The sequence below is a fragment of the Caballeronia sp. A2-2 genome (genome assembly GCF_057612605.2).
Map to the genome: position 1 here is coordinate 12,757 of NZ_CM172588.1, position 25,644 is coordinate 38,400.

Consider the following 25,644-nt stretch of genomic DNA (forward strand, 5'->3'; position numbering starts at 1 on the left):
TCCATGAGCCTCAGTTTCAATCTTCTCGATGAACCGTTGATCCGGTATCGATGCAGCGAAAGGCGTGTGCATCACGTCACACTGCCGCAACTCTTTTGCGCCTTCAACGATGACGCCGTGCGCGACTTCCCCGCGTTGCAGGCGCATCAGCGTCACCCGTGGCATGCGTTTCTTGTTCAGATTGCCGCGCTTGCGCTTCATGTAGCGGACCGCAAAACGCCTTTTGAGACTGCGGAGGAATGGCGTGCTGCATTACTTGCGCTAACTCCGGACGACCCGGATGGCGCGGCGTTCTCGCTCGTCGCGCCGGACGACCGACCGGCGTTTCTGCAAGCGTCATGCAAAAGCGACAAATCGAAGACATGGAAGAAGCGCCTTGCTACGCCTGATGTACTCGACATGCTGATTACGTCGCGAAACCACGACCTGAAGACCGGACGCATGACAAACGCTCAGCCCGACGACTGGATTTTTGCGCTCGTCAGCTTGCAGACGCAGGAAGGGTTTCTCGGAGCGGGGAATTATGGCGTCTCGCGGATGAACGGAGGCTTCGCGAGTCGGCCCGCGTTTGGCCTAGTGCCGGAGGGGTGTTGGGGTCGGCGCTGGAAACGGGATACTGGCTTGCTTCGCGAAGCGCGGAAGCGAATCGCAAGAGACAACGAACTGAAGGAGAAAGGCGGAGTCGCACTCGTATGGCTCAAGGCTTGGGACGGCGCGAGCAGTTTGTCATTTAACGAACTCGATCCGTTCTATATCGAGATTTGCCGCCGTGTGCGCTTGCAGACGAATGGCGAATCGCTCACGGCAATCGGCACAAGCAGCAAGACGGTGCGCATCGCGGCGAAGGAACGCAATGGCATAACCGGTGATGCATGGACCCCGGTAGACAGCAGCGAGGCGAAGGCCTTGTCGATCACGGCTAGAGGTTTCAATTACAAAGTCGCGAGCGAGCTCGCGTTCCTGAGGAAAAAATTTGAGCCGACGATTGCTCAAGACATTCAAAAGGGAGACGGTCAAGAGGGACTTTATATTCTGGCGCAGGCCGTAACGCGTGGTCAAGGAAAGACAGAGGGATATCACGAGCGGCGCATTCCCTTTGCCAACAAGATGATCAAGGCATTTCGCGAAAAGAAAGCGGACGGTATCGCGCATAGTGTGAACGAGCGTATCAATGCAATCGCCGTGGTGCGCAAGATCTTGTGGAACGCCCTGTGTGGACTGTTTGGCAATGCAGAGCTGAACGTAAGCGACGACACGAAGGACAAGGCCAACTCATTCGCAAGGGTTTTCGAACTAAACGAGGACATGCGCTTTTTCGACGATCTTGGCCAAGAATTTGAAGCTGACGACCCTGAGGCCGAGCATGATCGCTGGCTGTTTGCACTAGTCGGTCGCGCGGAAGTGGTGCTGAGCCGCGCGTTCGTCGCCGGGCCGCGCAGTACGGAACGTCGCTATCTTGCAAGAAGCGCAGCTCTCTCGCGGTTCCACAGCGGTTTGCGTTCCCCGAAGGGGCATCAACAAATCGCCAACCTACTCAGGCAGCAAGCTCACACGCGTTCAAAAGCGTCATCCGAAGCATCGAAAAAGGTTTGATATGGAAACGATCGAAAGCGCAGATTCGGCGCTGAAACCAAAAAACTTCTTTAGTCAGATTGCGTCAGTCGCGGGGTATATCGAGGCGGCCAGCGAGTCCGAGGGCGGCTTAAAAACCGACTTTATCACGCTCAAGCGATTCAACCCACAAGCCGAAAAACTCAGCGGTCCGGAGTTCACAGCCCTAGTACAAATGTTTATATACGCGGGCGTGCCTTACGAAAAATTCAGTTCTGAAACGTTCTGGCGATGGGCCTTCATTGCACACGGTATCGCATTGACTGGGCATTCCGAATTCGGGCGTACGGCGGATGAGGCAAGGGAAAAACTGGGCACTCAACTGTCTCGGGCTGGCGTCTCGATGGCACGGCTTCATCGTTTGCTCAACGCGCGCGGGCGTGCGTTCTTGCAAACGCTTTCTCACGTCCTGCGAATGATGCAAAGCAAACGTGTCAAAGCAAACTGGGTTGAACTCGCCGTCCTTGTGCTTCGTGAGGGGACAAACGATCGCCGGCAAAAGGAGCGCGAGGAGAAAGCACGCATCAACCTAGTCACCGCCTTTGTTCGCGCCGAAAGCGCGCAAACGAAAAAGTCATGAAAAACCTGTTTGACGAAGACACACGCTTTAAGGGAACCACCATGCCGCAACCGCGTTTCATTCAAATTCACACGCTGCAAAGCTACTCCGCCGCGCTCTTAAACCGCGACGAGTCTGGCCTCTCCAAACGCCTGCCATTGGGCGACGCCGTTCGCACACGCATTTCATCGCAATGTCTCAAACGTCACTGGCGTATCGCAGAAGATCACCATTCGCTGAAGTCGCTCGGTGTGCCAATGTCGATTCGCTCACGCTCGACGCTAAAGCTGATCCGCGATGAACTCGTCAGCCGGAATGTGCCGGATACGTTTGCGCAGGCCGCTGCCGAAGCGCTGCGTGCGGCCGAGCTCCTGGACAAGGGTGCAAAGGAACCGAAGGGCGACAAGGCGGCGAAGCCCGACGACGCTTTGAAAACCGGCCAAGCCGTCCTACTCGGCCGCGCCGAAATCGACTACCTCGTCAAGGGATGCGCCGAACTCGCCGCCAAATGCAAGGACGAGAAGGACTTGAAGACCGCTGTCGCGAGTTTCCTCAAGGCTGAGAAGTCGAACATCGAAGCGTTGAAACACGGTAGCGGACTGGAAGCGGCGCTATTCGGCCGCATGGTCACGTCAGACACACTCGCTTCGCGCGATGCCGCCGTCTACGTCGCCCACGCCTTCACCGTGCATGAAGCGCAAGTTGAGAACGACTACTTCACCGTTGTCGATGACCTCTTGCGCGAAGGCGGCGAACGCGGCTCTGCAGGCATATTCGAAACCGAACTGGCCTCAGGCCTCTATTACGGTTACGTCGTAGTCGACGTCCCGCAACTCGTGGCAAATCTCGAAGGCATCGGCATGTCGGAGTGCTTCAGCGCGCATCCCGAGCAACGTGAACTCGCGGGCCGCGTCGTGAACAATTTGCTGCATCTGATCGCAACCGTCAGCCCCGGCGCAAAACGCGGATCGACCGCGCCATTCGCAAACGCAAGCCTGATGCTCGTCGAAACCGGCGATTGGCAACCGCGCAGTCTCGCAGGCGCATTCGAAAACGCGCTCGCCACAACAGGCGAGAAACTTCGCGGGCAAGCCGTCAAACAACTCGCGCGCGAAATCGAAAAGCACGATGCCGCCTACGGCGCACCCCTTGCTCGCAGATTCCTCGCGCTCGACGACGACGCAGCGATCCCGCAAGCCACGCGTCTGCCGCTCGCGCAACTTGGCAAGTGGGTGCAGGATCGCATCGTCGAAGGTGCGTGAGATGCGTCGTCATCTCCTGATGCGCCTGCGCGCGCCGCTTATCTCCTTCGGCGGCGAGACCATCGACGCTTATGGCGTGATCCGAGAATTCCCCGCGTTGTCGATGGTGACAGGCCTGCTCGGCAACGCGCTCGGTTACGAACGCAGCGGAGGCGCGAAACTCGATCGCTTGCAGGGGCGCATCGTGATGGGCACGCGGATCGACCGTCGCGGCGAGCATCTGCAGGACTTTCAGACCGCGCAACTCGCCAAGCGCGATCAGGCATGGACCACACGCGGCGAACCCGACTCGCGTCAGGGCGGCGAGGATTCGTACAAAAGTCCGCACTTGCGCTTTCGCGACTATCGCGCGGATTTGGATGCGCTCGTCGCGCTGCGTCTCGAATCAGCGGATGAAGAACCGACGCTCGACACGCTGGCTCAGGCGCTCGACCGTCCAATGCGTCCGCTCTTTATCGGCCGCAAGCCGTGCCTGCCATCTGCGCGCGTGTTCGCCGGTTTCATCGATGCCGAGAACGTGCTCGATGCCCTCCAACGCGCGCCCGGCCTTGCTGCATCGCAATTCCGCTTCCAGTGGCCGGAACACGAAGGCGTCTTGCGCCACGCGCGCGCGACCGACATCTGCGACGAGCGCATCTGGACCTCTGGCGTTCACGGTGGCTGGCGGCGAGTGTTCGAAGGCAGTGGCGCGCGCGTGACGGGCGCTGCGATTTCATCGAATTTGCCGGAATGATCTGCATGACCACTTTCAACTTGATGCATTGCCAGCCCGACTCGCTTAAGTTCGCGCAGTGGGCCGCGCGGCAACGCTTGCTCCCGCCGGGCGGCGATACCGGTTATGCACTGCACGCCGCGCTGCATGCCGTGTTCGGCGCGCGGGTGCCCAAACCGTTTTATCACCGCGATGAGCGCGCCGGTTTGGTGGCCTATACGCAAAGCACGGAGGAAGAATTGCGCGAGGCGGTGGCGATCTGCCCCGCGCCCGATCTCGTCGATGCGCTCGGGCTCGAACGTGGACCGCAACGTCCTGGACTCGGCGTGAAGCCGTTTCCACTGCAATGGCAGGCCGGGCGCATGATAGGTTTTGAACTGCGCGTGCGGCCCATGCGTCGGAATACGTCACGCGATAACAAGCACAGCGTCGAGCGCGATGCGTATCGCGTGGAAGAAGAGCGCCGCGCAGAGCTGAAGGATTTCTCGCGCGAGGAAACTTACGTGCACTGGCTGAAAGAGCAACTCGCAAGAGACGGCGCAGCCACGCTCGAAGACGCCCGCATGACGCGCTATCAACTGACATCGGTCATCCGCCGCACGCAGGCGAACGCGGAAAACAACGAAGGCCGAAAGCCACGCACCATCCTCGGTCCCGATGCCACGTTCACCGGCCATCTCTGCGTCAAGGATACCGAAGCATTCGCGCGCTTGCTGATACGCGGTGTGGGACGGCATCGTTCGTTCGGGTTTGGGATGTTGATGTTGAGGCCCGCTTCGATTGCTTAAGGGACGACTCGGGCTGGAAACGTCGCGCGTGCCGCATTCGGACCGGCACGGTTTGTTATGGCTTGATCGTGGCGAACTCAGTGTGATCGACGGATGCCTGCACTTCACGAGCGGGAAGTACGTCGATCAAATTCCGCATCAATCCGTGTCGATGATCCTGCTCGGCCCGGGCAGCAGCGTCACGCACGATGCGCTGCGTCTGCTCGCCCGGCATGGCACCTTGCTCGCGGCGGTCGGCGTCGATGGCGTGCGGACTTACACCGCACCGCCGCTGATGCCGGACCGCTCCGATGTCGCGCGTCGCCACGCGGAACTGTGGGGCAATCCGCGCCGGCGTCTGGCCGTCGCGCGACATATGTATGCGCTGCGGCTGGGCGAGATTTTGCCGCATCGCGATCTCGATACCTTGCGCGGCATCGAAGGCGCGCGCGTGAAAGCCATCTACCGGTTGCGCGCGCAGCAGTTCGGGATCGAATGGGAAGGGCGTCGTTACGATCGCGCGAATCCCGATTCCGCCGATGTGATCAATCAGGCAATCAATCACGCAGCGAGCGCGGTTCTGGGCGCGGCGACGATTGCCGTGCAGTCGCTGGCGGCGGTGCCGCAGCTCGGGTTCATCCACGAGGACTCGGGGCAGGCGTTCGTGCTCGATGTCGCGGATCTGTTTCGCGATGACATCACGCTGTCGATTGCGTTCGCGGCTGCGAAGGCGGCGGAGGGCAGCGATGAGACCATCGACCGGCTCGTGCGACGTGAGGCTGCGCGCGTGTTTCGCAGGCAGGCAGTGATTCCGTCGATGATCGACGCCATCAAGAAGGTGCTGAAGCTCGACGAGAAGGAGGAGGCCGATGCCGCTGGTCGTGGTGATGACGCGTGACGTCGCGGACCGGTTTCGCGGGTTCCTCGCGTCGGTGATGCTGGAGGTTTCGGTGGGGGTTTATGTGTCGCCCAGGATGAACAAGGGCGTTCGCGAGCGGACTTGGTCGGTGCTGGCGGACTGGCATGGGCGTGAGCCGCGTGGGAGTGTGGTGATGGTTTGGCAAGAGAGGGATGCGGTCGGCGGGATTGGGATTGCGCATCTTGGGGAGCCGCCGAGGGACTTGGTGGAGGTGGATGGGATGTATTTGGTTAGGAGGGGTGGGTAGGGTTGGGGGCGGTTTTTGAGGCGGTTTTTTGCGGGGTTGGTGGGAGATGGGTTTGGGGGTTTTTGGTTTTGGATCATGGGGTTACTTGGGAGGGGTTCCTCCGCGTACGCGGAGATAGACCCATCAGACGCCGCCCTTGGCTGTGGCCTGTATTGGTTCCTCCGCGTACGCGGAGATAGACCCCCACCTCGATGAGGCCGTTGATGCACTCCCTGGGTTCCTCCGCGTACGCGGAGATAGACCGCGGCAGAACGCCAAGCGCTGGAACGGGCGCTCGGTTCCTCCGCGTACGCGGAGATAGACCCCGGTGGCTAAGCCATGATCATGATCGACAACGGGTTCCTCCGCGTACGCGGAGATAGACCCCACTCGCGATAGGCAATGCAATCGTCAGCGCTGGTTCCTCCGCGTACGCGGAGATAGACCGCTTTGATAGATCGTCATCGACCGGCAGCTCCTGGTTCCTCCGCGTGCGCGGAGATAGACCCCAAAAACGGGGAAGACGCATTTGCTCAAGCTCGGTTCCTCCGCGTGCGCGGAGATAGACCCGCCCATCAACGACGAAATGCTTTGCGCTCTCTGGTTCCTCCGCGTGCGCGGAGATAGACCATCGCTGCCGCCCTGGGTGGGTTCAAGAAAGACGGTTCCTCCGCGTGCGCGGAGATAGACCTTTCAGCTTGGGCAAACGCGCCTTGAGCGCAGCGGTTCCTCCGCGTGCGCGGAGATAGACCGTTGACGGTAAGAAAATCAACCGGACGGCGGACGGTTCCTCCGCGTGCGCGGAGATAGACCCATCGAGACTTCGAGCGAACGCATCGCATCCACGGTTCCTCCGCGTGCGCGGAGATAGACCTTAAGATGACTGCGGTCAAAGCGATTCAATAACGGTTCCTCCGCGTGCGCGGAGATAGACCGCCGACGTTCAAGCCTTCCTGAATTGCATCTGGGGTTCCTCCGCGTGCGCGGAGATAGACCCCGCATCGACTGGCGACTATGCCGCTGGCGATCGGTTCCTCCGCGTGCGCGGAGATAGACCGTCGAATGATGGAAGGTCGGCGCATGGTTAGATGGTTCCTCCGCGTGCGCGGAGATAGACCGGCGGCGCGCTTTTCGGTGAGTTGACCGGGCGTGGTTCCTCCGCGTGCGCGGAGATAGACCCCACCGAGGCTCGACTGGCGAAGGTGTAACGCTGGTTCCTCCGCGTACGCGGAGATAGACCCGCGGCGCCACGCGCTTTAGGTTTTCAGATCTAGGTTCCTCCGCGTACGCGGAGATAGACCGACGTCAGGTGGCTCCGGCGCGACTATCCCGCAGGTTCCTCCGCGTACGCGGAGATAGACCGTGCTTCCGCAGGGCGTCGACTATTCGCGGATGGGTTCCTCCGCGTACGCGGAGATAGACCCTACATCGCGACCGTGGAAGCGGACGCCCTCGAGGTTCCTCCGCGTACGCGGAGATAGACCGCGGCCGCGCTCGCGTGCTGCTGGCCGGAGGGTGGTTCCTCCGCGTACGCGGAGATAGACCCTACATCGCGACCGTGGAAGCGGACGCCCTCGAGGTTCCTCCGCGTACGCGGAGATAGACCGCGGCCGCGCTCGCGTGCTGCTGGCCGGAGGGTGGTTCCTCCGCGTACGCGGAGATAGACCCGATCGCTTGGCAGATCTTCGAAGATGAACGCAGGTTCCTCCGCGTACGCGGAGATAGACCGCCCCATCGATTCGAATCGAGCGCGCTATACCCGGTTCCTCCGCGTACGCGGAGATAGACCGTTGCGTGATCGCCCAGGCCAAGCGACTTGATGGGTTCCTCCGCGTACGCGGAGATAGACCTCGGGGTGCGCTCAAAGTCGGGCATGTACACCAGGTTCCTCCGCGTACGCGGAGATAGACCCACGACCGCCGGGAACGGCGATCTTACAGTGCTGGTTCCTCCGCGTACGCGGAGATAGACCTGCGATGATGGAAACGCTATCACCGTACGCGACGGTTCCTCCGCGTACGCGGAGATAGACCCTCTTCCATCTTGCGAGTCAGTTTCGGCAGCTCGGTTCCTCCGCGTACGCGGAGATAGACCGAAAGCCTTGAGCGCGGCGATGGTCAGCGGACCGGTTCCTCCGCGTACGCGGAGATAGACCGACGTGCCTGTGAAATCCCTACACGGAAAGCTCGGTTCCTCCGCGTACGCGGAGATAGACCGTACGCGGATCATGATGCACTCCTTTCGACCTTGGTTCCTCCGCGTACGCGGAGATAGACCCTGGCTGGATGATCCTTAAGGATGGCACTCAAAGGTTCCTCCGCGTACGCGGAGATAGACCCGCTCTCGACGGCGGTCCGCTCGCGGCTGGACTGGTTCCTCCGCGTACGCGGAGATAGACCGCGGACCGCGACGCGGCCAGCGATGGGCTGACGGGTTCCTCCGCGTACGCGGAGATAGACCGCCAGATCCATCGATAGCGGTCAGGGTCAGTGCGGTTCCTCCGCGTACGCGGAGATAGACCGCGCCGCATCTGGGGTGATGCTCGATTCCTCACGGTTCCTCCGCGTACGCGGAGATAGACCCCGTGGCAGGGAGCGCGCCGCCGTTAAACGACAGGTTCCTCCGCGTACGCGGAGATAGACCGATCGCCAACGAGATCATGGGTGACGACTCGGGGGTTCCTCCGCGTACGCGGAGATAGACCCCCATCAACGCTAACCTAGTGGACGATCCCCAAGGTTCCTCCTAGTACGCGGAGATAGACCGGTGTACGTTCCCGCGCTGTAGACATTAGTCATGGTTCCTCCGCGTACGCGGAGATAGACCCGGTACTCCGGCTGGTCCCGTTATCCCTTTTTGGGTTCCTCCGCGTGCGCGGAGATAGACCGCACGCTCGGGATCAGAAAGGCAAAGCCATCGAGGTTCCTCCGCGTGCGCGGAGATAGACCCTCAGACGCATAGACGCGCGCACTTTGCAGTTTGGTTCCTCCGCGTACGCGGAGATAGACCCTCTGCGATCGGGCTCGTTCTTCCCACGTTACGGTTCTTCCGCGTGCGCGGTGATAAACCTTGATGGGAAGACGGCGAGAGGTTCGTTGTACTGGTTCCTCCGCGTGAGCAGCGTTTGACCCGTCTGCACTGTCACGCAATCGAAAGATGATCGGGTGCCTCTGCTTATGCGGGAATAAATCTTGCGCGCACGATATCCGAGTGTCCGAAAGGACTTAGATGGTAGACCACTACAAATGCAAGAATTCCGTATTCTAAATACGAAGGGTAACTGTATGAGTTACATCGAAACGCCGATGGGTCCAATGCATCCTTTCGAAGAAGACAGCCGACGCGTGTTGGAGGCAAATAAGTGGATCTGAGCGTCACAGTAGATCACTTCGAAAATCTCGACACCGCGCTCTTTCACTTCGCAAGCGGAATCATCGAGAAATTCGGCGATCATCAACAGCTGCGCAAACCTATCTACTCTGCGAATACGAGCGAGAGGCAGAGCGTTTCGGCGGCAACGTGCCCATGCGTGCACCCATCGTCGGTAAACCAGAAATCAACTTCTTCGGCGGAAAAAGATGCGCAATCCGATTCGCAGAAGGCGTCTTCAAAACCTGCGGCCCCTGTGGCATACTTCTCGAGTTCGATGATGAGACAATCACTGGGTTTGAAGACCGATCCAGCACAGATGAGTCATAAGGCATTTGAGCTCCTCCTCGTGTGCGGAGATAGGTCTACCTTGGGTTTAGATGCTTCCTACCCCCCGCAGGGTTCCTCCGCTTCCGCGGAGATAGACCGTACTACAACGTCAAGTTCGACCGCATCGACCAATTTCCTCCGCCTTCGCGGAGACAGAACCACAACCTACACCCCCACCTTCTCCCGCACACCACCCCTCGCCTTCCTCCCCCCCGCCACAAAATAACCCGTACCAACTCTTTCAAGCGCCTGCAACCCCCGAATCCGATCCGCAATCTTCTCCGCCATCATGATCGTAGGCGCATTCAGGTTACCAGTAGTAATCTGCGGCATGATCGAAGCATCCACCACGCGCAGACCATGCAACCCATGCACGCGCCCTTCACCATCCACAACAGCCATCTCATCCACTCCCATCTTGCAAGAACAAGAAGGGTGATAAGCCGTCTCCGCCTTCGCGCGCACGAACGCATCGATCTCCCGATCCGTCACGAGGTCCTCACCCGGATTCAACTCCCGCCCGCGATACCGTGCCAACGCCGGCTGCCGAATAATCTCCCGCGTAATCCGAATAGCATCGCGAAACTCACGCCAATCCAGCGCATCCGCCATGTAGTTGAACAAGATACTCGGATGCGCATTCGGATCACGCGACTTGAGTTTCACCCGCCCCCGGCTAGGCGAGCGCATCGACCCGACATGCGCCTGAAACCCATGCATCTCAATCGCATTCGACCCGTTATAGTTAATCGCAACCGGAAGAAAGTGGTACTGAATATTCGGCCATAAATCGTCATCACGCGTGCGAATGAATCCACCTGCCTCGAACTGATTGCTCGCGCCAATACCCGTGCCATTCAACATCCACTCAAGCCCGATAGCCGGTTGATTCCACCACTTCAAGGCCGGATAAAGCGACACCGGCTCCTTGCACTCGTACTGCATATACATCTCAAGGTGATCCTGAAGATTCTCACCCACACCCGGCAAATCGAGCACAACAGGAATATCCAGTTCCTTAAGCCAACTAGCCCGGCCGACACCCGAGCGCTGCAACAATTGCGGCGATGCAATCGCCCCGCTGCAAACAAGCACCTCACGCCGCACATGCGCCGTCACACGCTGCCCGCCCTGCAAATAAGCCACGCCAATCGCACGCTTGCCCGAGAACAACACACGGTCCGTCACCGCATGCGTCACGATAGTCAGATTCCCGCGATGCTTCGCCGCATCCAGATAACCGCGCGCCGTGCTCGCCCGCCGTCCCTTCGCGGTCACGGTACGATCCATCGGCCCAAACCCTTCCTGCTGATACCCGTTCAAATCTTCCGTACGCGGATACCCCGCCTGCACACCCGCTTCGACCATCGCGGCAAAGAGCGGATTATTGCCGGGCTTGCTCGTCGTTACATGCACCGGACCATCGCCGCCGTGATAAGCATTCGGTCCGATGTCACGCGTCTCCGCCTTCCGAAAATACGGCAGACAATCGAGATAACTCCAGTCGGCGAGACCCGGCATCGATGCCCAGTTGTCGTAATCGAGCGCATTGCCGCGGATATAGCACATGCCATTGATCAGCGACGATCCCCCCAGCCCCTTGCCGCGCCCGCACTCCATGCGACGGTTGTTCATATGCGGCTCGGGCTCGGTTTCATAAGCCCAGTTATAGCGTCGTCCTTGCAACGGATAAGCCAGCGCCGCTGGCATCTGCGTGCGAAAGTCGAAGCGATAATCCGGCCCGCCCGCTTCGAGCAACAGCACGGTCACATCCGCGTCCTCGGTCAGACGCGACGCGAGCACATTACCCGCCGATCCCGCGCCCACGATGATGTAGTCGTATTCATTCGCGCTCATCGAAAAGCTCCTTAAAACACGGGCTGATAAGGTCCGAGTTCCACTTGCACGGACTTGATGCGCGTATAAGCGTTCAGCGTGACGATGCCATTCTCACGTCCCACGCCCGATTGCTTATAGCCGCCCACGGGCATTTCAGCAGGCGACTCCCCCCACGTATTGATCCAGCAAATGCCCGCTTCCAGCCGATGAATCACGCGATGCGCGCGCGACAGACTTTCCGTCACCACGCCCGCCGCGAGTCCATACTCAGTATCGTTGGCACGTGCGATTGCTTCGGTTTCCTCATCGAAGCAAAGAATGCTCATGACCGGCCCGAAAATCTCTTCACGCACGATACGCATATCATCGCGGCAATCCGCGAACACGGTCGGCGCGACATACTGGCCGCGCGCGAACACGCCATCGACCAAGCGCGAACCGCCCGCGATCAACCGTGCGCCTTCGCGCTTGCCGCTTTCGATATAGCCAAGCACTTTCTCCAGTTGTGCGGCACTTGCAAGCGGTCCGAAGTTCGTGCGTTCATCGTCCGGCACGCCAATTCGTACGCGCTTCACGCGTTCCAGCACCAGCGCCTCGAACCGTTCGATCACACCGCGCTGGACGAACACGCGCGTGCCGTTCGTGCACACCTGTCCTGAACTAAAGAAGTTCGCGCTCATGGCGATATCGGCGGCGCGTTCGAGGTTGGCATCGTCGAATACGATGAGCGGGGACTTGCCGCCCAGTTCCATCGTCACCTCTTTGAGGGTGGAGCCGCCCGCGTGCGCCATCACTTTCTTGCCGGTCGCGACGCCGCCCGTAAACGAAATCTTCTCGATGCCGCCATGTTCCGCGAGCATCGCGCCGACGCGGCCATCGCCCTGAACGACGTTGAACACGCCTGCGGGCACACCGGCTTCCGTGTAAATCTCCGCGAGCTTGGAGGCCGTGAGCGGCGTGATTTCGCTCGGCTTGAAGATCATCGCGTTACCGGCGGAAAGCGCGGGCGCGGACTTCCAGCACGCGATCTGAATCGGATAATTCCATGCGCCGATGCCCGCGCACACGCCAATCGGCTCGCGCCGCGTATAAACGAACGACGAATCGCGCAAGGGAATCTGCTCGCCTTCGATGGCGGTCGCCAGCCCCGCGTAATACTCGATGACATCCGCGCCCGTGACGATATCCACCGCGCGCGTTTCGGCAATGGGCTTGCCCGTATCGCGCGTCTCCAACGCGGCGAGTTCGTCGTTACGCGCGCGCAGCAAGTCCACCGCGCGACGCAGGATGCGCGAGCGCTGCATCGCCGTCATGGCGGCCCATTCGCGCTGGCCGTCGCGTGCCGAACGCACCGCGCGATCGATATCCGCCTGCGACGCCTGCTGAACATGCGCGAGCGTTTCGCCGGAAGCGGGATCGAGGGTGTCGAACGTTTCGCCGCTCGTCGCATCGACGTATTCGCCGCCGATGTAAAGCCGTTGATCTTCGAATGCCGACATGACGCGACCTCCTGCTCATTAATCTTCGGACGGATCAGCCTTATAGGCCAACATTCAGCGCATGTTAGGTTTTTTATTTTGAACGGTCAATCAATAAAAACTTGATGCTCGGACGTGTGATGTCGGTTTCAGTCAAACCCGCGTCGCTTTAAGTGTAAGTGCGTGCGCACGCTCGGCGTACCCTCGTTTCACGGGCGCGATGATCGCAAGCGGTGCATCGCGCGAGCCGTCCACGACACAATGGAGACGATCAATGAGCAGCAATCGCGGCGTCGTTTATCTGGGGCAGGGCAAGGTCGAAGTGCAATCCATCGACTATCCGAGGATGGTCGATCCGCGTGGCCGCGACATCGGCCACGGCGTGATTCTGAAAGTGGTGTCCACCAACATCTGCGGGTCCGATCAACATATGGTGCGCGGCCGCACGACGGCCGAAGTCGGTCTGGTGCTCGGGCACGAGATCACGGGCGAAGTCATCGAGATCGGTCGTGATGTGGAGACGCTTGCCATCGGCGATCTGGTGTCGGTGCCGTTCAACGTGGCGTGCGGGCGCTGTCCGACGTGCAAGGCGCAGCATACGGGCGTGTGTTTGAACGTGAACCCGTCGCGCGCGGGTGGTGCGTATGGTTATGTCGACATGGGCGGATGGATTGGCGGTCAGGCCGAATACGTGATGGTGCCGTATGCTGATTTCAATCTGCTCAAGTTTCCCGACAAGGCGCAGGCGCTGTCCAAGATTCGCGATCTGACGTGTCTTTCCGATATCTTGCCGACGGGGTATCACGGCGCGGTGATGGCGGGTGTGAAGCCGGGCGCAACGGTTTATATCGCGGGTGCGGGGCCGGTGGGGATGGCGGCGGCGGCATCGGCGCGGTTGTTGGGGGCGGCGGTCACCATTGTTGGTGACATGAACGAGGAGCGCTTGGCGCATGCGCGCAAGATGGGTTTCGAGACGATCGATCTTTCTAAAGATGGGACGTTGGGCGAGCAGATCGAGCAGATTCTCGGCAAGCCGGAGGTGGATTGCGCGGTGGATTGTGTGGGGTTCGAAGCGCATGGACATGGTTCCGACAGTGGTCATGAAGCACCGGCGACCGTGCTCAATTCGTTGATGGAGATTACGACTGCTGCGGGCGCGATTGGTATTCCGGGCCTTTATGTGACCGATGATCCGGGTGCGGTGGATGCGGCTGCACGTAAAGGAAGTCTAAGCATTCGCTTTGGATTGGGTTGGGCTAAGTCGCATTCGTTTCATACGGGGCAGACGCCTGTCATGAAGTACAACCGCAATCTGATGCAGGCGATTTTGTGGGATCGGCTGCCGATTGCGGACATTGTTAATGTTTCGGTTATTTCTTTGGCTGAGGCGCCGGAGGGGTATAGGAAGTTTGATGGCGGGGCGCCGAGGAAGTTTGTTATTGATCCGCATGGGGTTTTGAAGGCTGCCGCTTAAGGGGCTTTTTTGTCGGGGAAGGGGCTGCTGGTGTTTGTGTTGTTTATTCAGTAGCCGCCTCCCCGGCGGGGGGGTAACTTTCTTTGCTGCTGCAAAGAAAGTCACCAAAGAAAGCAGCTTTTTACCCCATGCACGATGGCTGGAAAGGGTTGGTCTGGATTAACGATACAGTGGCCGCAGTAGGACTTCTCGCGCATAACTCGCCGCTTAGGCAACCTTGCGATTGCGCGCTCGAAAACTCAATCGCAAGTGGACCGCATTCATTCAATCGGCCATGCGCTGCGCGCGCCGAGAACTTTAGAACGGAATCCCGCAGCGTATTAGCGCCCAGTTACATCACGCCGCATCGCACCCATCCCATTGGGTCCTACCTTGATTGGTGATCCGACTAAAAAAGAAAATGCCAACGTGTTACTCATGCCTGAATAATGAGTTGGTCTTACGTGGCCATGTGACTTTTGTTGGAAGCCGTAACCAAGGTAGGGCCGAATAGCAATCTTGCGATGCCGCTTGATGTGGCTGGGCGCTGATACGCTGCGGGATTCCGTTCTAAAGTTCTCGGCGCGCGCAGCGCATGGCCGAAGGAATGAGTGCGGTCCACTAAGCTCAAAAGATTTGAGCACGAAATCGCGAGGTTGCCTAAGCGGCTCGTAATGCGTAGAAAGTCCTATTGCGGCCACTGTATCGTTAATCCAGACCAACCCTTTCCAGCCATCGAGCATGGGGTAAAAAGCTGCTTTCTTTGGTGACTTTCTTTGCAGCAGCAAAGAAAGTTACCCCCCCGCCGGGGAGGCGGCTACTGAACAAACCAAACAAACAACAGCAGCCCTTTGCACGAAAGACCAAAACCCTCAAGCCACCAACACCGAAGAAGCCCCCGGCACGGCCAAAAGCGGCGCCACCTGCTTCCTCCTCTCCCTAGTCGGCGCCGTCCCAAACGCATCCCGATAACTCTTAGAAAAATGACAAGCAGACTGAAACCCACAAGCCATAGTGATATGCATAATCGACATATCAGTCTGAAGCAAAAGCTCCCGAGCCCTTCTCAACCGCAGGGTTAAATAATAGTGAGTAGGCGTCATCCCAAGATGCTCTCGAAACAGCCGTTGCAACTGCCTCTGCGACATCCCCGCCAGCCGGGCAAGTTCTTCCCGCGAAAGAGGCTCCTCGATATTGTTCTCCATGAGAGAAATAACTTCGAAGAGCGACTTATTAGCAGACCCCAGGCGAGCAACCAAAGGCATTCGCTGCTGCGCACTCGTATCCCTGACATGATCGACAATAAACTGCTCCGCGATCTGCGTGACCCTCGCTGTCCCCACGCGTGAAGCGATGAGATTAAGCATCATATCGAGCGGCGCAACGCCCCCGGTGCAAGTCACCCGATCCCGATCGACGACAAAGAGTTCCTTGAGAAACCGCGTATCGGGAAACTCCTCCTTGAGCGCCGACATGTTCTCCCAGTGAATGGCACACGCATAACCCGCCAGCAATCCAGCACGAGCCAGCGCATAAGTTCCGGTACACAAAGACCCCAGAACCGCCCCCATGCGAGCAAACCGCCGCAAGGCAGAAAGATGCTCCGGCGTGGTCGAACGCTGTACATCGATGCCACCGACCACGAACACGATATCCGGCTGCCCGACACACTCCACCGGCCCGGTATCGACAGAAAGCCCGTTGCTGGCGGTAACCGGCCCGCCATCGGGACTCACGATCGACCAGCGATAAAGCGTCTGCCCCGTGAGGTAATTCGCCATGCGCAGCACTTCGATCGCATTCGTGAACGCGATCATCGTGAAGTTGGGAAGCGGCATGAACGCGAAATGAGCCAGCGTTGCCGTGCGATCGGAAGACATGAGGGGACTGATTCCTTCGAATCTATTGTTCAGCGCTTTTTTAAGTCCGATGCGAGCGCTTTCGCCACTTTTCTAATTGTCGTAACGAGTGCAACTACCATGCCATCAGGCTAAACCCTGAGCGCTTGAAAAATGCGCATAAGAACACGCACCGCCAAAGCGCACGCCCGTTCCGCCGCAGTGCAACAAGGCACCGCGAAAGCGCCAATACACCGATTTCACTTAAGCCACTTGTCGAAAACAGACGCGCATGTCGGAAAAGGCCAAGAACACGTCTGAATTCATAAATTGACCGGCGTGGCGAACGTCAAGAATAGACGCATCGGCGAAGGCTTGGAGATACGCATCGAAAGGTGCTGAAACGCCCGCCAGGCCTGCGTCAAACGACCGTTACTCTTGACCCCACGGATAGCTCATGTCGAACACGAATCCCTTTTTCGAAGAGTCGCTCGGCTCGCGCGATGGCGCGGTGCGCGGCGCCATTCTCAAAGAGCTGGAGCGGCAGCAGTCGCAAATCGAACTGATCGCGTCGGAAAACATCGTGTCGCGCGCGGTGCTGGAAGCGCAAGGCTCGGTGTTCACGAACAAGTACGCGGAAGGCTATCCGGGCAAGCGGTATTACGGCGGCTGTGAATTCGCCGATGAAGTCGAAGCGCTCGCCATCGACCGTATCAAGCAGTTGTTCAACGCGCAGTTCGCCAACGTGCAGCCGCATTCGGGCGCGCAAGCCAACGGCGCGGTCATGCTCGCGTTGACGAAGCCGGGCGACACGGTGCTCGGCATGTCGCTCGATGCAGGCGGCCACCTCACGCACGGCGCGAGGCCCGCCATGTCCGGCAAGTGGTTCAACGCGGTTCAGTACGGCGTGAAGCGCGATACCTTGCTGATCGATTACGACCAGATCGAAGAACTCGCGCAACAGCACAAACCGTCGCTGCTGATCGCGGGTTTCTCGGCTTATCCGCGTGAGTTGGATTTCGCGCGTCTGCGCAAGATCGCCGATAACGCGGGCGCAAAGTTGATGGTCGACATGGCGCATATCGCGGGCATCATCGCGGCGGGGCGTCATCAGAATCCGGTGGATCATGCGCATGTCGTGACTTCGACCACGCACAAGACACTGCGCGGTCCGCGCGGCGGCTTCATCCTCACGAACGATGAAGACATCGCCAAGAAGATCAACTCGGCCGTGTTCCCCGGCCTGCAAGGCGGCCCGTTGATGCATGTGATCGCGGGCAAGGCCGTCGCGTTCGGCGAAGCGCTGCAACCGGGCTTCAAGACGTATATCGACAACGTGCTCGCCAATGCAAAGGCGCTGGGCGTGGTGCTCAAGGAAGGCGGCGTCGATCTCGTCACGGGCGGCACGGACAACCATCTCTTGCTGGTCGATCTGCGTCCGAAGGGTCTCAAGGGCAATCAGGTGGAACAGGCGCTGGAACGCGCGGGCATCACCTGCAACAAGAACGGCATTCCCTTCGATACGGAAAAGCCCACGATCACGTCCGGCATTCGTCTGGGCACGCCTGCGGGCACGACGCGCGGTTTCGGCGTGAGCGAATTCCGCGAAGTGGGCCGTCTCATTCTCGACGTTTTCGAATCGCTCCGTGCGCATCCTGAAGGCGATCCGCAAACCGAACAACGCGTGCGCCGCGAGATTTTCGCGCTGTGCGAACGCTTCCCCATCTATTGATCGCACACGGAGCCGACAGCCATGAGCACTCTGCACGACAACAGCATCATCATCGACGGACTCAATATCTCGAAGTTCGAGCGCTCCGTGTTCGAGGATATGCGTAAAGGCGGCGTCACGGCAGTCAACTGCACCGTGTCGGTGTGGGAAGACTTTCAGAAGACGATCGACAACATCGCGGAAATGAAGCAGCAGATCCGCGAATACAGCGAGATTCTCACGCTGGTGCGCACGACCGACGATATTCGTCGCGCCAAGCAGGAAAACAAGACCGGCATTATCTTCGGATTCCAAAATTCGTATGCGTTCGAGGACAACCTCGGCTATATCGAAGTGTTCAAGGAACTCGGCGTGAATGTGGTGCAGCTTTGCTACAACACGCAGAATCTGGTGGGCACGGGTTGCTATGAGCCGGACGGCGGGCTGTCGGGCTATGGCAAGGAAGTCATTCACGAAATGAACCGCGTGGGCATCGTGGTGGATCTTTCGCATGTGGGCGGCAAGACCTCGTCCGATGCCATCGCCTGCTCGAAGAAGCCGGTCACGTATTCGCACTGCTGCCCCTCGGGCCTCAAGGATCATCCGCGCAACAAATCGGACGATCAACTGCGCGAAATCGCGGATGCGAACGGTTTCGTCGGCGTGACGATGTTCTCGCCGTTCCTCAAGAAAGGCCCGGACGCCACGGTGGATGATTATCTCGAAGCCATCGAATACGTGATCGATGTGATCGGCGAAGACAAGGTGGGGATCGGCACGGACTTCACGCAAGGCTACAGCGTCGAGTTCTTCGACTGGATCACGCACGACAAGGGCCGTTATCGCCGTCTGACGAATTTCGGCAAGGTCGTGAATCCTGAAGGAATCCGTACGATCGGCGAGTTCCCGAACCTCACGGCTGCAATGGAAAAGGCCGGTTGGAGCGAATCGCGCATCAAGAAGGTGATGGGCGAAAACTGGATGCGCTACTTCGACGAAGTGTGGAACGTCTGACACGCCAACCAAAAAAACAAGGAACCCTCGCAATGCAACCGCAACTGCCCATCGACGTCGATCCGAACACCGGCGTCTGGACCACCGACGCGCTGCCGATGCTCTACGTGCCGCGTCATTTCTTCACGAACAATCACGTCGCCGTCGAAGAAGCGCTGGGCCGCGAAGTCTACGCCGAGATTCTTTATAAGGCGGGCTACAAGTCGGCTTATCACTGGTGCGACAAGGAAGCCGAGAAGCACGGCATCAGCGGCATGGCGTGTTTCGAGCACTATCTGAACCGTCTGTCGCAACGCGGCTGGGGTTTGTTCGAGATCGTCGAATCGGACCCGCAAAGCGCGATGGCGCGCATCCATCTGCGTAACTCGTCGTTCGTGCTCGCGCAGCCGGGCAAGGAAGGCAAGCTCTGCTACATGTTCGCAGGCTGGTTCGCAGGCGCGATGGACTGGGTGAACGACACCGCGCCGGACAGCGCGAAGAAAGGCCCGCGTTCGAAGTCGATCGAAACGCAATGCGCCGCCGAAGGACACGATCACTGCGTGTTCGAAGTGTCGCCGCTGTAACAACAAGGCATCGAAGCAATTCCATTCCGAGGTCGCCCGCATGCGTTACCCGAACCTTTTCAAGCCACTTCAGTTGAACAAACTGACCTTGCGCAATCGCATCGTCAGTACCGCGCACGCCGAGGTCTACGCCGAGCCGGGCGGTCTGCCCGGCGATCGCTATATCCGTTATTACGAGGAGAAAGCGAAGGGCGGCGTGGGTCTGGCGGTGTGCGGCGGTTCGAGTCCCGTATCGGTCGATAGTCCGCAAGGCTGGTGGAAATCGGTGAACCTGTCCACGGACAAGATCATCGATCCGCTCTCGCGGCTGGCCGAAGCCATGCATCGTCATGGCGCGTTCATCATGATTCAGGCCACGCACATGGGCCGACGTTCCGCGTGGCATGGCGAGCATTGGCCGCATCTTATGTCGCCGTCTGGCGTGCGTGAGCCGGTGCATCGCGGGAACGCGAAGATCATCGAAGTCGAAGAGATCAAGCGCATCATTCAGGACTTCGCGGCGGCTGCGAAGCGCGTGAAGGATGCGGGCATGGACGGCATCGAAATCTCGGCGGCGCATCAACATCTGATCGATCAGTTCTGGAGTCCGCGCACCAACTTTCGCACGGACGAATGGGGCGGCTCGCTCGAAAACCGCCTTCGTTTCGGGCGTGAAGTGCTGACTGCCGTGCGTGAAGCCGTGGGTGCGGATTTCTGCGTCGGCCTGCGCATGTGCGGCGACGAGTTTCATGAAGACGGCCTCTCGCACGACAACCTCAAGGAAATCGCGCAGGCCATGTCGGAGTCGGGGCTGATCGATTACGTCGGCGTGATCGGTTCCGGCGCGGACACGCACAACACGCTCGCCAACTGCATGCCGCCGATGGCGCTTCCGCCCGAACCGTTCGTGCATCTCGCGGCGGGCATCAAGTCGGTCGTGAAGCTGCCAGTCATGCATGCGCAAAGTATTCGCGATGCAGGGCAAGCCGAACGTCTGCTCGCGAACGGCATGGTCGATCTCGTCGGCATGACGCGCGCGCAGATCGCCGATCCGCACATGGTCATCAAGATTCGCGATGGCCGCGAGGACGAAATCAAGCAATGCGTCGGCGCGAACTATTGCATCGACCGTCAGTACAACGGGCTGGACGTGTTGTGCGTGCAGAACGCGGCGACGTCTCGCGAAGAAACGATGCCGCATGTCATCGGAAAATCGCGCGGGCCGAAGCGCAAGGTCGTGGTCGTGGGCGCGGGCCCCGGCGGACTGGAAGCGGCGCGCGTCGCAAAACTGCGCGGTCACGATGTCGTGTTGTTCGAGAAGAACGATTATGTAGGCGGCCAGATCATGCTGGCCGCGAAAGCGCCGCAACGCGAGCAGATGGCCGGCATCGTGCGCTGGTTCGACATGGAAACGAAGCGGCTGGGCGTGGATCGCCGTCTCGGCGTCGCGGCCGACGACAAGATGATCATGGCCGAGAAGCCGGATATCGTCGTGCTGGCCACGGGCGGTTCGTCGTTCACGGATCAGGTGCCCGCGTGGGGCGTGGCCGATGGTCTCGCCGTGAGTTCGTGGGACATTCTTTCGGGCAAGGTCGAGCCGGGCAAGAACGTGCTCGTCTACGACGGCGTGAGCACGCATGCGGGCGCGGGCGTCGCGGACTTCATCGCCTCGCGCGGCAATCAGGTGGAAATCGTCACGCCGGATGTGAAAGTGGCCGATGACACCGGCGGCACCACGTTCCCCATCTTCTATCGCCGCCTGTATGCGCATGGCGTGATTCATACACCTAACTATTGGCTCGACCGCGTGTACGAGGAAGATGGCAAGAAGATCGCCGTGATCCGCAACGAATACACCGAGGAGCAGGAAGAACGCGCGGTGGATCAGGTCGTGATCGAGAACGGCATCACGCCGAACGATTCGATCTACTGGAAGCTCAAGCCCGAGTCGCTCAATCGCGGCCAGATCGACGTGCACACGCTGTTTGCATCGCAGCCGCAGCCTTCGCTGTCCGAAACACTCGGCGATGGCCGCTTCCTGCTGTTCCGCGTGGGCGACTGCATCTCGATGCACAACATCCATAGCGCCATCTACGACGCATTGCGTCTGTGCAAGGACTTCTGACGAGGCTATTCGATGAACCCCGTGTTTGTCATCACCGTCCTGCTGTGGATCTCGGTCGCGGGCCTGGCCTTCGCGGTCATGCGGCGTGCATCGTACTGGCGCGAAGGGCGCTCGACCACGGTCGGCGCGTATGGCTGGGCGAATCTGCTCACCATTCCCAAGCGTTATTTCGTGGACCTGCATCATGTCGTGGCGCGCGACCCGTACATCGCGAAGACGCACGTTGCCACTGCTGGCGGCGCGATCCTCGCGATGGCGCTCGTCTTCATCAACTACGGTCTCGCGATCTATTCGGTGTGGCTCGACCGGCTGATCTTTCTCGCGGCGATCATCATGCTCGTGGGCGCGGTGTTCGTCTGGAAGCGCCGCAATGCGAAGGATGTGCCCGCGCGTCTGTCGCGTGGACCGTGGGATAGCCTGCCGTGGCTGCTCGGCTCGTTCGCGCTCGGCCTCGCGTTGTTCATGTTGTTGCCTGCTTCGTGGATGTCCGGCGCGCTCGCGATCATCGTCGCGTTGCTGATCGCGGCGGGTGCGTACACGATGACGTTCGGCGCTGCAAAGGGCGGCCCGATGAAGCATGCAATGGCTGGCCTGCTGCATCTCGCATTCCATCCGCGTCAGGAACGCTTCAAGGCGCAGAACGACAATGAAGTCGTGCCGCCCACGGCGCTTAAAATGCCCGTGCTCGATGCGAAGGAATACGGCGTCGGCAAGCCTGTCGAGTTTCGCTGGAATCAGTTGTTGAGTTTCGATGCCTGCGTGCAATGCGGCAAGTGCGAAGCGGCATGTCCTGCGTTCGCATCCGGTCAGCCGTTGAATCCGAAGAAGCTCATTCAGGATCTCGTGGTCGGCATGGTCGGCGGTTCTGACTCGCAATACGCGGGCAGTCCGACGCCCGGCATCCCGCTCGGCAAGCATGCGGGTGGTCCCGGAAAACCGCTTATTTCGCAGATGATCGAAGCGGACACGATCTGGTCCTGCACGACCTGCCGCGCCTGCGTGCAAGAGTGTCCGATGCTGATCGAGCACGTCGATGCCATCGTCGACATGCGCCGCAATCAGACGATGGTCGAAGGCGAAGTGCCGGGCAAAGGTCCGATCACGCTCGCGAACCTGCGCGAAACCGGCAGCCAGAACGGCTACGACATCGGCGCGCGTTACGACTGGTCGGTGGACTTGCAAGTGCAGGTCGCGCAGCCGGGCCGTCCCGTCGATGTGCTGTTCATCGCCGGAGAAGGCGCGTTCGACATGCGCTATCAACGCACGCTGCGCGCCTTCGCCAAGGTGATGAATAAAGCGGGCGTGGATTACGCGGTGCTCGGCGGCGTGGAAACGGACACGGGCGACACCGCGCGTCGTCTCGGCGATGAAGCCACCTTCCAGCAATGCGCATCGAAGCTGATGAGCACGTTGTCGCAGTACACGTTCAGGCGCATCGTCACCGCCGATCCGCATGTGCTGCACAGCCTGCGCAACGAGTATCGCGCGCTCGGCGGTTACTTTGAAGTGCAGCATCACACGGCGTTCATGGCGGAACTCGTCGCCAACGGCAAGCTCACGCCGAAGGCCGCCGCCGTGCTCGCGGACAAGAAGGTCACGTATCACGATCCCTGCTATCTCGGCCGCTACAACGGCGAAACCGAAGCGCCGCGTAAGCTGCTCAAGACCATCGGCATCAAGGTCGTGGAGATGGAGCGTCACGGCATGCGCGCGCGATGCTGCGGCGGTGGCGGCGGCGCGCCGCTCACCGATATTCCCGGCAAGCAGCGCATTCCCGATATTCGTATCGCGGATGCGCGGACCATCGGCGCGGATGTCGTCGCGGTCGGTTGCCCGCAATGCACGGCGATGCTCGAAGGCGTGGTCGGTCCGCGTCCCGAAGTGCTCGATGTAGCGGAACTCGTCGCTGCGGCGCTGGAGTAAAGCAATGAACGACATCAAACGAATCGATCCGCGCAGGCCGTTCGTCGTCACGGCGGCGGGCTTGAAGCGCATCACGCTGGGCGAGATCGGCAGCGGCATCGTGCAGGATCTGAACACGCTGCATGGCGGACACAGAGCCGCTGCAAAACCGCGTCGCACGACGAAGCCCGCCACGCGCGCATTGCTCGTCGCGGCGCATACGGATCGTGGTTCGCTCGACGATCACGGCCGTCAGGCGCTCGCCGCCGCCGCCTTGCTCGCGGATGACCAAACCGAAGTCGTGCTCGTCGCGTTCGGCGAATTCAAGGACGATGCCGCCGCGCTCGGCGCGGACCGTTTCATCGAACTGGCGCAGTTCGACCGACGCAACTTCGCGCCGGACGAGGAAACGCGCGCGCTGACGGCCTGCGTCGCGGCATTCTCGCCGGTGCATGTCTTCATGCCCGACAACGCCACCGGCGATGGCGACCTCGGCCGCCGATACGCCGCGCGCGCCGATGCGAGCATCGCGACGCATGTGGTGGAACTGGATCACGCGCACGTCGCGGCGTATGCGCAGGCGGGCCGCGCGTTTGCATCGCGGGCGTTGCCGGATGTCGTGTTGCTCGCGCTGAATGCGGTCGATGCCAAGCTGCCGTTCGTCGGTGCGGGCGAAGCGGTGAATGCGCAAGGCATCGTGCCGGAAGCGAAAGCGAGCGCTTACGTCGATCTCGGCATCGAGGAAATGGATGCCGCGCAAGTCGCGCTCGAAGAAGCGGATTTCATCGTCTCCGCAGGCAACGGCGTGTCGGACGTGCCCGCGTTCGAGAAGCTCGCGAGCACGTTGGGCGCGGCCATCGGCGCGAGCCGAGTGGCGGTGGACGACGGCAAGTTCACGCGCGACAAGCAAATCGGCGCGACCGGCAAGACCGTGGAAGCGAGCGTGTATATCGCGTTCGGCATCTCGGGCGCGGTGCAGCATTTGCAGGGCATCAAGGATTGCCGGCATGTGATCGCCGTGAATCTGGATGCCAGTTCGCCCATTGCCAAGCGCGCGAATCTGACCATCGTCGCGGATACGCAGGACACCATCAAGGCATTGACCGATGCCGCCGCTGCAGCACGCCTTGCGCGCGCGAATGGCGGTTCCATCGTGCAGGCCACGCCGCTGGCCGAAGGAGCGTTCGCATGAAGATCGCTGTGCTTGTTTCCACGGGACGTCATCCCGTCAGCGGTGTGGCGCGCTACAGCCGTAACGATGCGGCGGCGCTGGCCATCGGCATCGACATAGCAAAGGCGCAGGGTGCGCTGCTCGACGTGCTGCATGCGGGCGATCCGGCCGATCCCGCGCTTCAGGAATATCTCGCGCTCGGCGCGTCGAAGGTCGAAGTGCTCAACACGTCCGGCGATGCGTGCGCCGCATTGAGCGCGCGTCTCGCGGGCTACGACCTCGTTTTGACCGGCACGCGCGCCGAAGGCGCTTACGACAGCGGCACGCTGCCCTACAAACTCGCCGATGCGTTGAACGTGCCGCTCGTCGGCGCGGCGGTGGATGTGAGCGTATCCAAGGAAGGCGTCGAAGTGCGGCAATTCATGCCGAAGGGTTTGCGCCGCCGCGTGCGCGCGCCGCTGCCTGCGCTCGTGGCCGTGCATCCGCTGGCCAATGCGCAGCCGCGTTATGCGTATGCGCGCATGAAGCAAGGACACGTCGCGCCGGTCGCGGCGAGTGCGCCCGCCGACAAGGAAAACGCTGCATGGCGCATCGCGCCGGTGCTCGCCAAGCCCAAGCGTCTGGCCGCGCCCGAGAAGCGTTCGGGTCACGCGCGCATGCTCGGCGCGACGACGACCGAAAGTCGCGGCGGAAGCGTCGTAATTGAGGGGAGTTCCGTCGAAAAAGCACAAGTGATTCTGGCGTATTTGCGCGAGCATCAACTGGTCGATTACTGATTTACCCCAAGCCAAGATTCGCGCTCAACCGGGGCCGGCG

General features: G+C 60.3%; 18 protein-coding genes and 1 CRISPR repeat array. Of the genes, 15 read left to right on the plus strand and 3 right to left on the minus strand.

Annotation, left to right across the window (positions count from 1 at the left end):
* The first annotated feature begins 3 nt into the window (after window positions 1-3).
* Genes casA through cas2e form a run of 7 tightly spaced genes read left to right on the plus strand, consistent with a single transcriptional unit; the run spans window position 4 to window position 6,077 of the window.
* Window positions 4-1,593 (plus strand): type I-E CRISPR-associated protein Cse1/CasA, encoded by a 1,590-nt coding sequence (gene casA, locus ACZCWR_RS16360; RefSeq protein ID WP_487304044.1) that lies wholly within the window; start codon window positions 4-6, stop codon window positions 1,591-1,593.
* Window position 1,594: 1 nt separating this feature from the next.
* On the plus strand, window positions 1,595-2,191 hold the full coding sequence (gene casB / locus ACZCWR_RS16365; protein ID WP_487304045.1) for a type I-E CRISPR-associated protein Cse2/CasB: 597 nt from the start codon (window positions 1,595-1,597) through the stop codon (window positions 2,189-2,191).
* Complete coding sequence (gene cas7e / locus ACZCWR_RS16370) at window positions 2,188-3,432, plus strand: type I-E CRISPR-associated protein Cas7/Cse4/CasC (RefSeq protein WP_487304046.1); 1,245 nt, start codon at window positions 2,188-2,190, stop codon at window positions 3,430-3,432. The genes casB and cas7e overlap by 4 nt, the downstream gene beginning before the upstream one ends.
* A gap of 1 nt (window position 3,433) precedes the next feature.
* Complete coding sequence (gene cas5e / locus ACZCWR_RS16375) at window positions 3,434-4,165, plus strand: type I-E CRISPR-associated protein Cas5/CasD (RefSeq protein ID WP_487304047.1); 732 nt, start codon at window positions 3,434-3,436, stop codon at window positions 4,163-4,165.
* Between the two features lie 5 nt (window positions 4,166-4,170).
* Window positions 4,171-4,932: a type I-E CRISPR-associated protein Cas6/Cse3/CasE gene (cas6e, locus tag ACZCWR_RS16380; protein WP_487304048.1), complete on the plus strand. Its 762-nt coding sequence runs from the start codon at window positions 4,171-4,173 to the stop codon at window positions 4,930-4,932.
* Window positions 4,925-5,809 carry a type I-E CRISPR-associated endonuclease Cas1e gene (gene cas1e / locus ACZCWR_RS16385; protein WP_487304049.1) on the plus strand — a complete coding sequence of 295 codons (885 nt, stop codon included), beginning with the start codon at window positions 4,925-4,927 and terminating at the stop codon, window positions 5,807-5,809. Before cas6e ends, cas1e begins: the two co-directional genes overlap by 8 nt.
* Complete coding sequence (gene cas2e / locus ACZCWR_RS16390; protein WP_487304050.1) at window positions 5,781-6,077, plus strand: type I-E CRISPR-associated endoribonuclease Cas2e; 297 nt, start codon at window positions 5,781-5,783, stop codon at window positions 6,075-6,077. Before cas1e ends, cas2e begins: the two co-directional genes overlap by 29 nt.
* A 93-nt stretch (window positions 6,078-6,170) precedes the next feature.
* Window positions 6,171-9,125: direct repeats of the CRISPR family, unit length 28 nt; unit sequence GGTTCCTCCGCGTACGCGGAGATAGACC.
* Window positions 9,126-9,920: 795 nt separating this feature from the next.
* On the opposite strand, the gene betA is transcribed toward cas2e, so the two are convergent.
* Both betA and betB read right to left on the minus strand, forming a co-directional pair.
* Window positions 9,921-11,612, minus strand: coding sequence for a choline dehydrogenase (gene betA, locus ACZCWR_RS16395; RefSeq protein WP_487304051.1), 1,692 nt, complete (start codon window positions 11,610-11,612; stop codon window positions 9,921-9,923).
* 11 nt (window positions 11,613-11,623) lie between these two features.
* Window positions 11,624-13,093 (minus strand): betaine-aldehyde dehydrogenase, encoded by a 1,470-nt coding sequence (betB, locus tag ACZCWR_RS16400; protein WP_487304052.1) that lies wholly within the window; start codon window positions 13,091-13,093, stop codon window positions 11,624-11,626.
* A gap of 253 nt (window positions 13,094-13,346) precedes the next feature.
* On the opposite strand from betB, the gene fdhA reads away from it, so the two are divergent.
* On the plus strand, window positions 13,347-14,546 hold the full coding sequence (gene fdhA / locus ACZCWR_RS16405; RefSeq protein WP_487304053.1) for a formaldehyde dehydrogenase, glutathione-independent: 1,200 nt from the start codon (window positions 13,347-13,349) through the stop codon (window positions 14,544-14,546).
* A gap of 851 nt (window positions 14,547-15,397) precedes the next feature.
* On the opposite strand, the gene ACZCWR_RS16410 is transcribed toward fdhA, so the two are convergent.
* The gene (locus ACZCWR_RS16410; RefSeq protein WP_487304054.1) at window positions 15,398-16,405 is read right to left on the minus strand and encodes a GlxA family transcriptional regulator; all 1,008 of its coding nucleotides are present in this window, start codon (window positions 16,403-16,405) and stop codon (window positions 15,398-15,400) included.
* A gap of 415 nt (window positions 16,406-16,820) precedes the next feature.
* On the opposite strand from ACZCWR_RS16410, the gene ACZCWR_RS16415 reads away from it, so the two are divergent.
* Genes ACZCWR_RS16415 through ACZCWR_RS16445 form a run of 7 tightly spaced genes read left to right on the plus strand, consistent with a single transcriptional unit; the run spans window position 16,821 to window position 25,604 of the window.
* On the plus strand, window positions 16,821-18,095 hold the full coding sequence (locus ACZCWR_RS16415) for a serine hydroxymethyltransferase (protein ID WP_487304055.1): 1,275 nt from the start codon (window positions 16,821-16,823) through the stop codon (window positions 18,093-18,095).
* A 21-nt stretch (window positions 18,096-18,116) separates the two neighbouring features.
* Window positions 18,117-19,088, plus strand: coding sequence for a dipeptidase (locus ACZCWR_RS16420; RefSeq protein WP_487304056.1), 972 nt, complete (start codon window positions 18,117-18,119; stop codon window positions 19,086-19,088).
* Window positions 19,089-19,120: 32 nt separating this feature from the next.
* Window positions 19,121-19,651: a DUF5943 domain-containing protein gene (locus tag ACZCWR_RS16425; protein WP_487304057.1), complete on the plus strand. Its 531-nt coding sequence runs from the start codon at window positions 19,121-19,123 to the stop codon at window positions 19,649-19,651.
* Between the two features lie 40 nt (window positions 19,652-19,691).
* Window positions 19,692-21,755, plus strand: coding sequence for an oxidoreductase (locus ACZCWR_RS16430; protein WP_487304058.1), 2,064 nt, complete (start codon window positions 19,692-19,694; stop codon window positions 21,753-21,755).
* Window positions 21,756-21,767: 12 nt separating this feature from the next.
* A complete protein-coding gene (locus tag ACZCWR_RS16435) occupies window positions 21,768-23,678 on the plus strand; it encodes a (Fe-S)-binding protein (protein ID WP_487304059.1) in 1,911 nt (636 codons plus the stop codon).
* Window positions 23,679-23,682: 4 nt separating this feature from the next.
* The gene (locus tag ACZCWR_RS16440; protein ID WP_487304060.1) at window positions 23,683-24,849 is read left to right on the plus strand and encodes an electron transfer flavoprotein subunit alpha/FixB family protein; all 1,167 of its coding nucleotides are present in this window, start codon (window positions 23,683-23,685) and stop codon (window positions 24,847-24,849) included.
* Window positions 24,846-25,604 carry an electron transfer flavoprotein subunit beta/FixA family protein gene (locus ACZCWR_RS16445; RefSeq protein WP_487304061.1) on the plus strand — a complete coding sequence of 253 codons (759 nt, stop codon included), beginning with the start codon at window positions 24,846-24,848 and terminating at the stop codon, window positions 25,602-25,604. The genes ACZCWR_RS16440 and ACZCWR_RS16445 overlap by 4 nt, the downstream gene beginning before the upstream one ends.
* Window positions 25,605-25,644 lie beyond the last annotated feature (40 nt).

Excerpts from the sequence above, each read along its gene's own strand:
- casA (WP_487304044.1), top strand. The coding sequence starts at position 4 with ATGAGCCTCAGTTTCAATCTTCTCGATGAACCGTTGATCCGGTATCGA.
- casB (WP_487304045.1), top strand. The coding sequence starts at position 1,595 with ATGGAAACGATCGAAAGCGCAGATTCGGCGCTGAAACCAAAAAACTTC.
- cas7e (WP_487304046.1), top strand. The coding sequence starts at position 2,188 with ATGAAAAACCTGTTTGACGAAGACACACGCTTTAAGGGAACCACCATG.
- cas5e (WP_487304047.1), top strand. The coding sequence starts at position 3,434 with ATGCGTCGTCATCTCCTGATGCGCCTGCGCGCGCCGCTTATCTCCTTC.
- cas6e (WP_487304048.1), top strand. The coding sequence starts at position 4,171 with ATGACCACTTTCAACTTGATGCATTGCCAGCCCGACTCGCTTAAGTTC.
- cas2e (WP_487304050.1), top strand. The coding sequence starts at position 5,781 with ATGCCGCTGGTCGTGGTGATGACGCGTGACGTCGCGGACCGGTTTCGC.
- betA (WP_487304051.1), bottom strand. The coding sequence starts at position 11,612 with ATGAGCGCGAATGAATACGACTACATCATCGTGGGCGCGGGATCGGCG.
- betB (WP_487304052.1), bottom strand. The coding sequence starts at position 13,093 with ATGTCGGCATTCGAAGATCAACGGCTTTACATCGGCGGCGAATACGTC.
- fdhA (WP_487304053.1), top strand. The coding sequence starts at position 13,347 with ATGAGCAGCAATCGCGGCGTCGTTTATCTGGGGCAGGGCAAGGTCGAA.
- ACZCWR_RS16410 (WP_487304054.1), bottom strand. The coding sequence starts at position 16,405 with ATGTCTTCCGATCGCACGGCAACGCTGGCTCATTTCGCGTTCATGCCG.
- ACZCWR_RS16415 (WP_487304055.1), top strand. The coding sequence starts at position 16,821 with ATGTCGAACACGAATCCCTTTTTCGAAGAGTCGCTCGGCTCGCGCGAT.
- ACZCWR_RS16420 (WP_487304056.1), top strand. The coding sequence starts at position 18,117 with ATGAGCACTCTGCACGACAACAGCATCATCATCGACGGACTCAATATC.
- ACZCWR_RS16425 (WP_487304057.1), top strand. The coding sequence starts at position 19,121 with ATGCAACCGCAACTGCCCATCGACGTCGATCCGAACACCGGCGTCTGG.
- ACZCWR_RS16430 (WP_487304058.1), top strand. The coding sequence starts at position 19,692 with ATGCGTTACCCGAACCTTTTCAAGCCACTTCAGTTGAACAAACTGACC.
- ACZCWR_RS16435 (WP_487304059.1), top strand. The coding sequence starts at position 21,768 with ATGAACCCCGTGTTTGTCATCACCGTCCTGCTGTGGATCTCGGTCGCG.
- ACZCWR_RS16440 (WP_487304060.1), top strand. The coding sequence starts at position 23,683 with ATGAACGACATCAAACGAATCGATCCGCGCAGGCCGTTCGTCGTCACG.
- ACZCWR_RS16445 (WP_487304061.1), top strand. The coding sequence starts at position 24,846 with ATGAAGATCGCTGTGCTTGTTTCCACGGGACGTCATCCCGTCAGCGGT.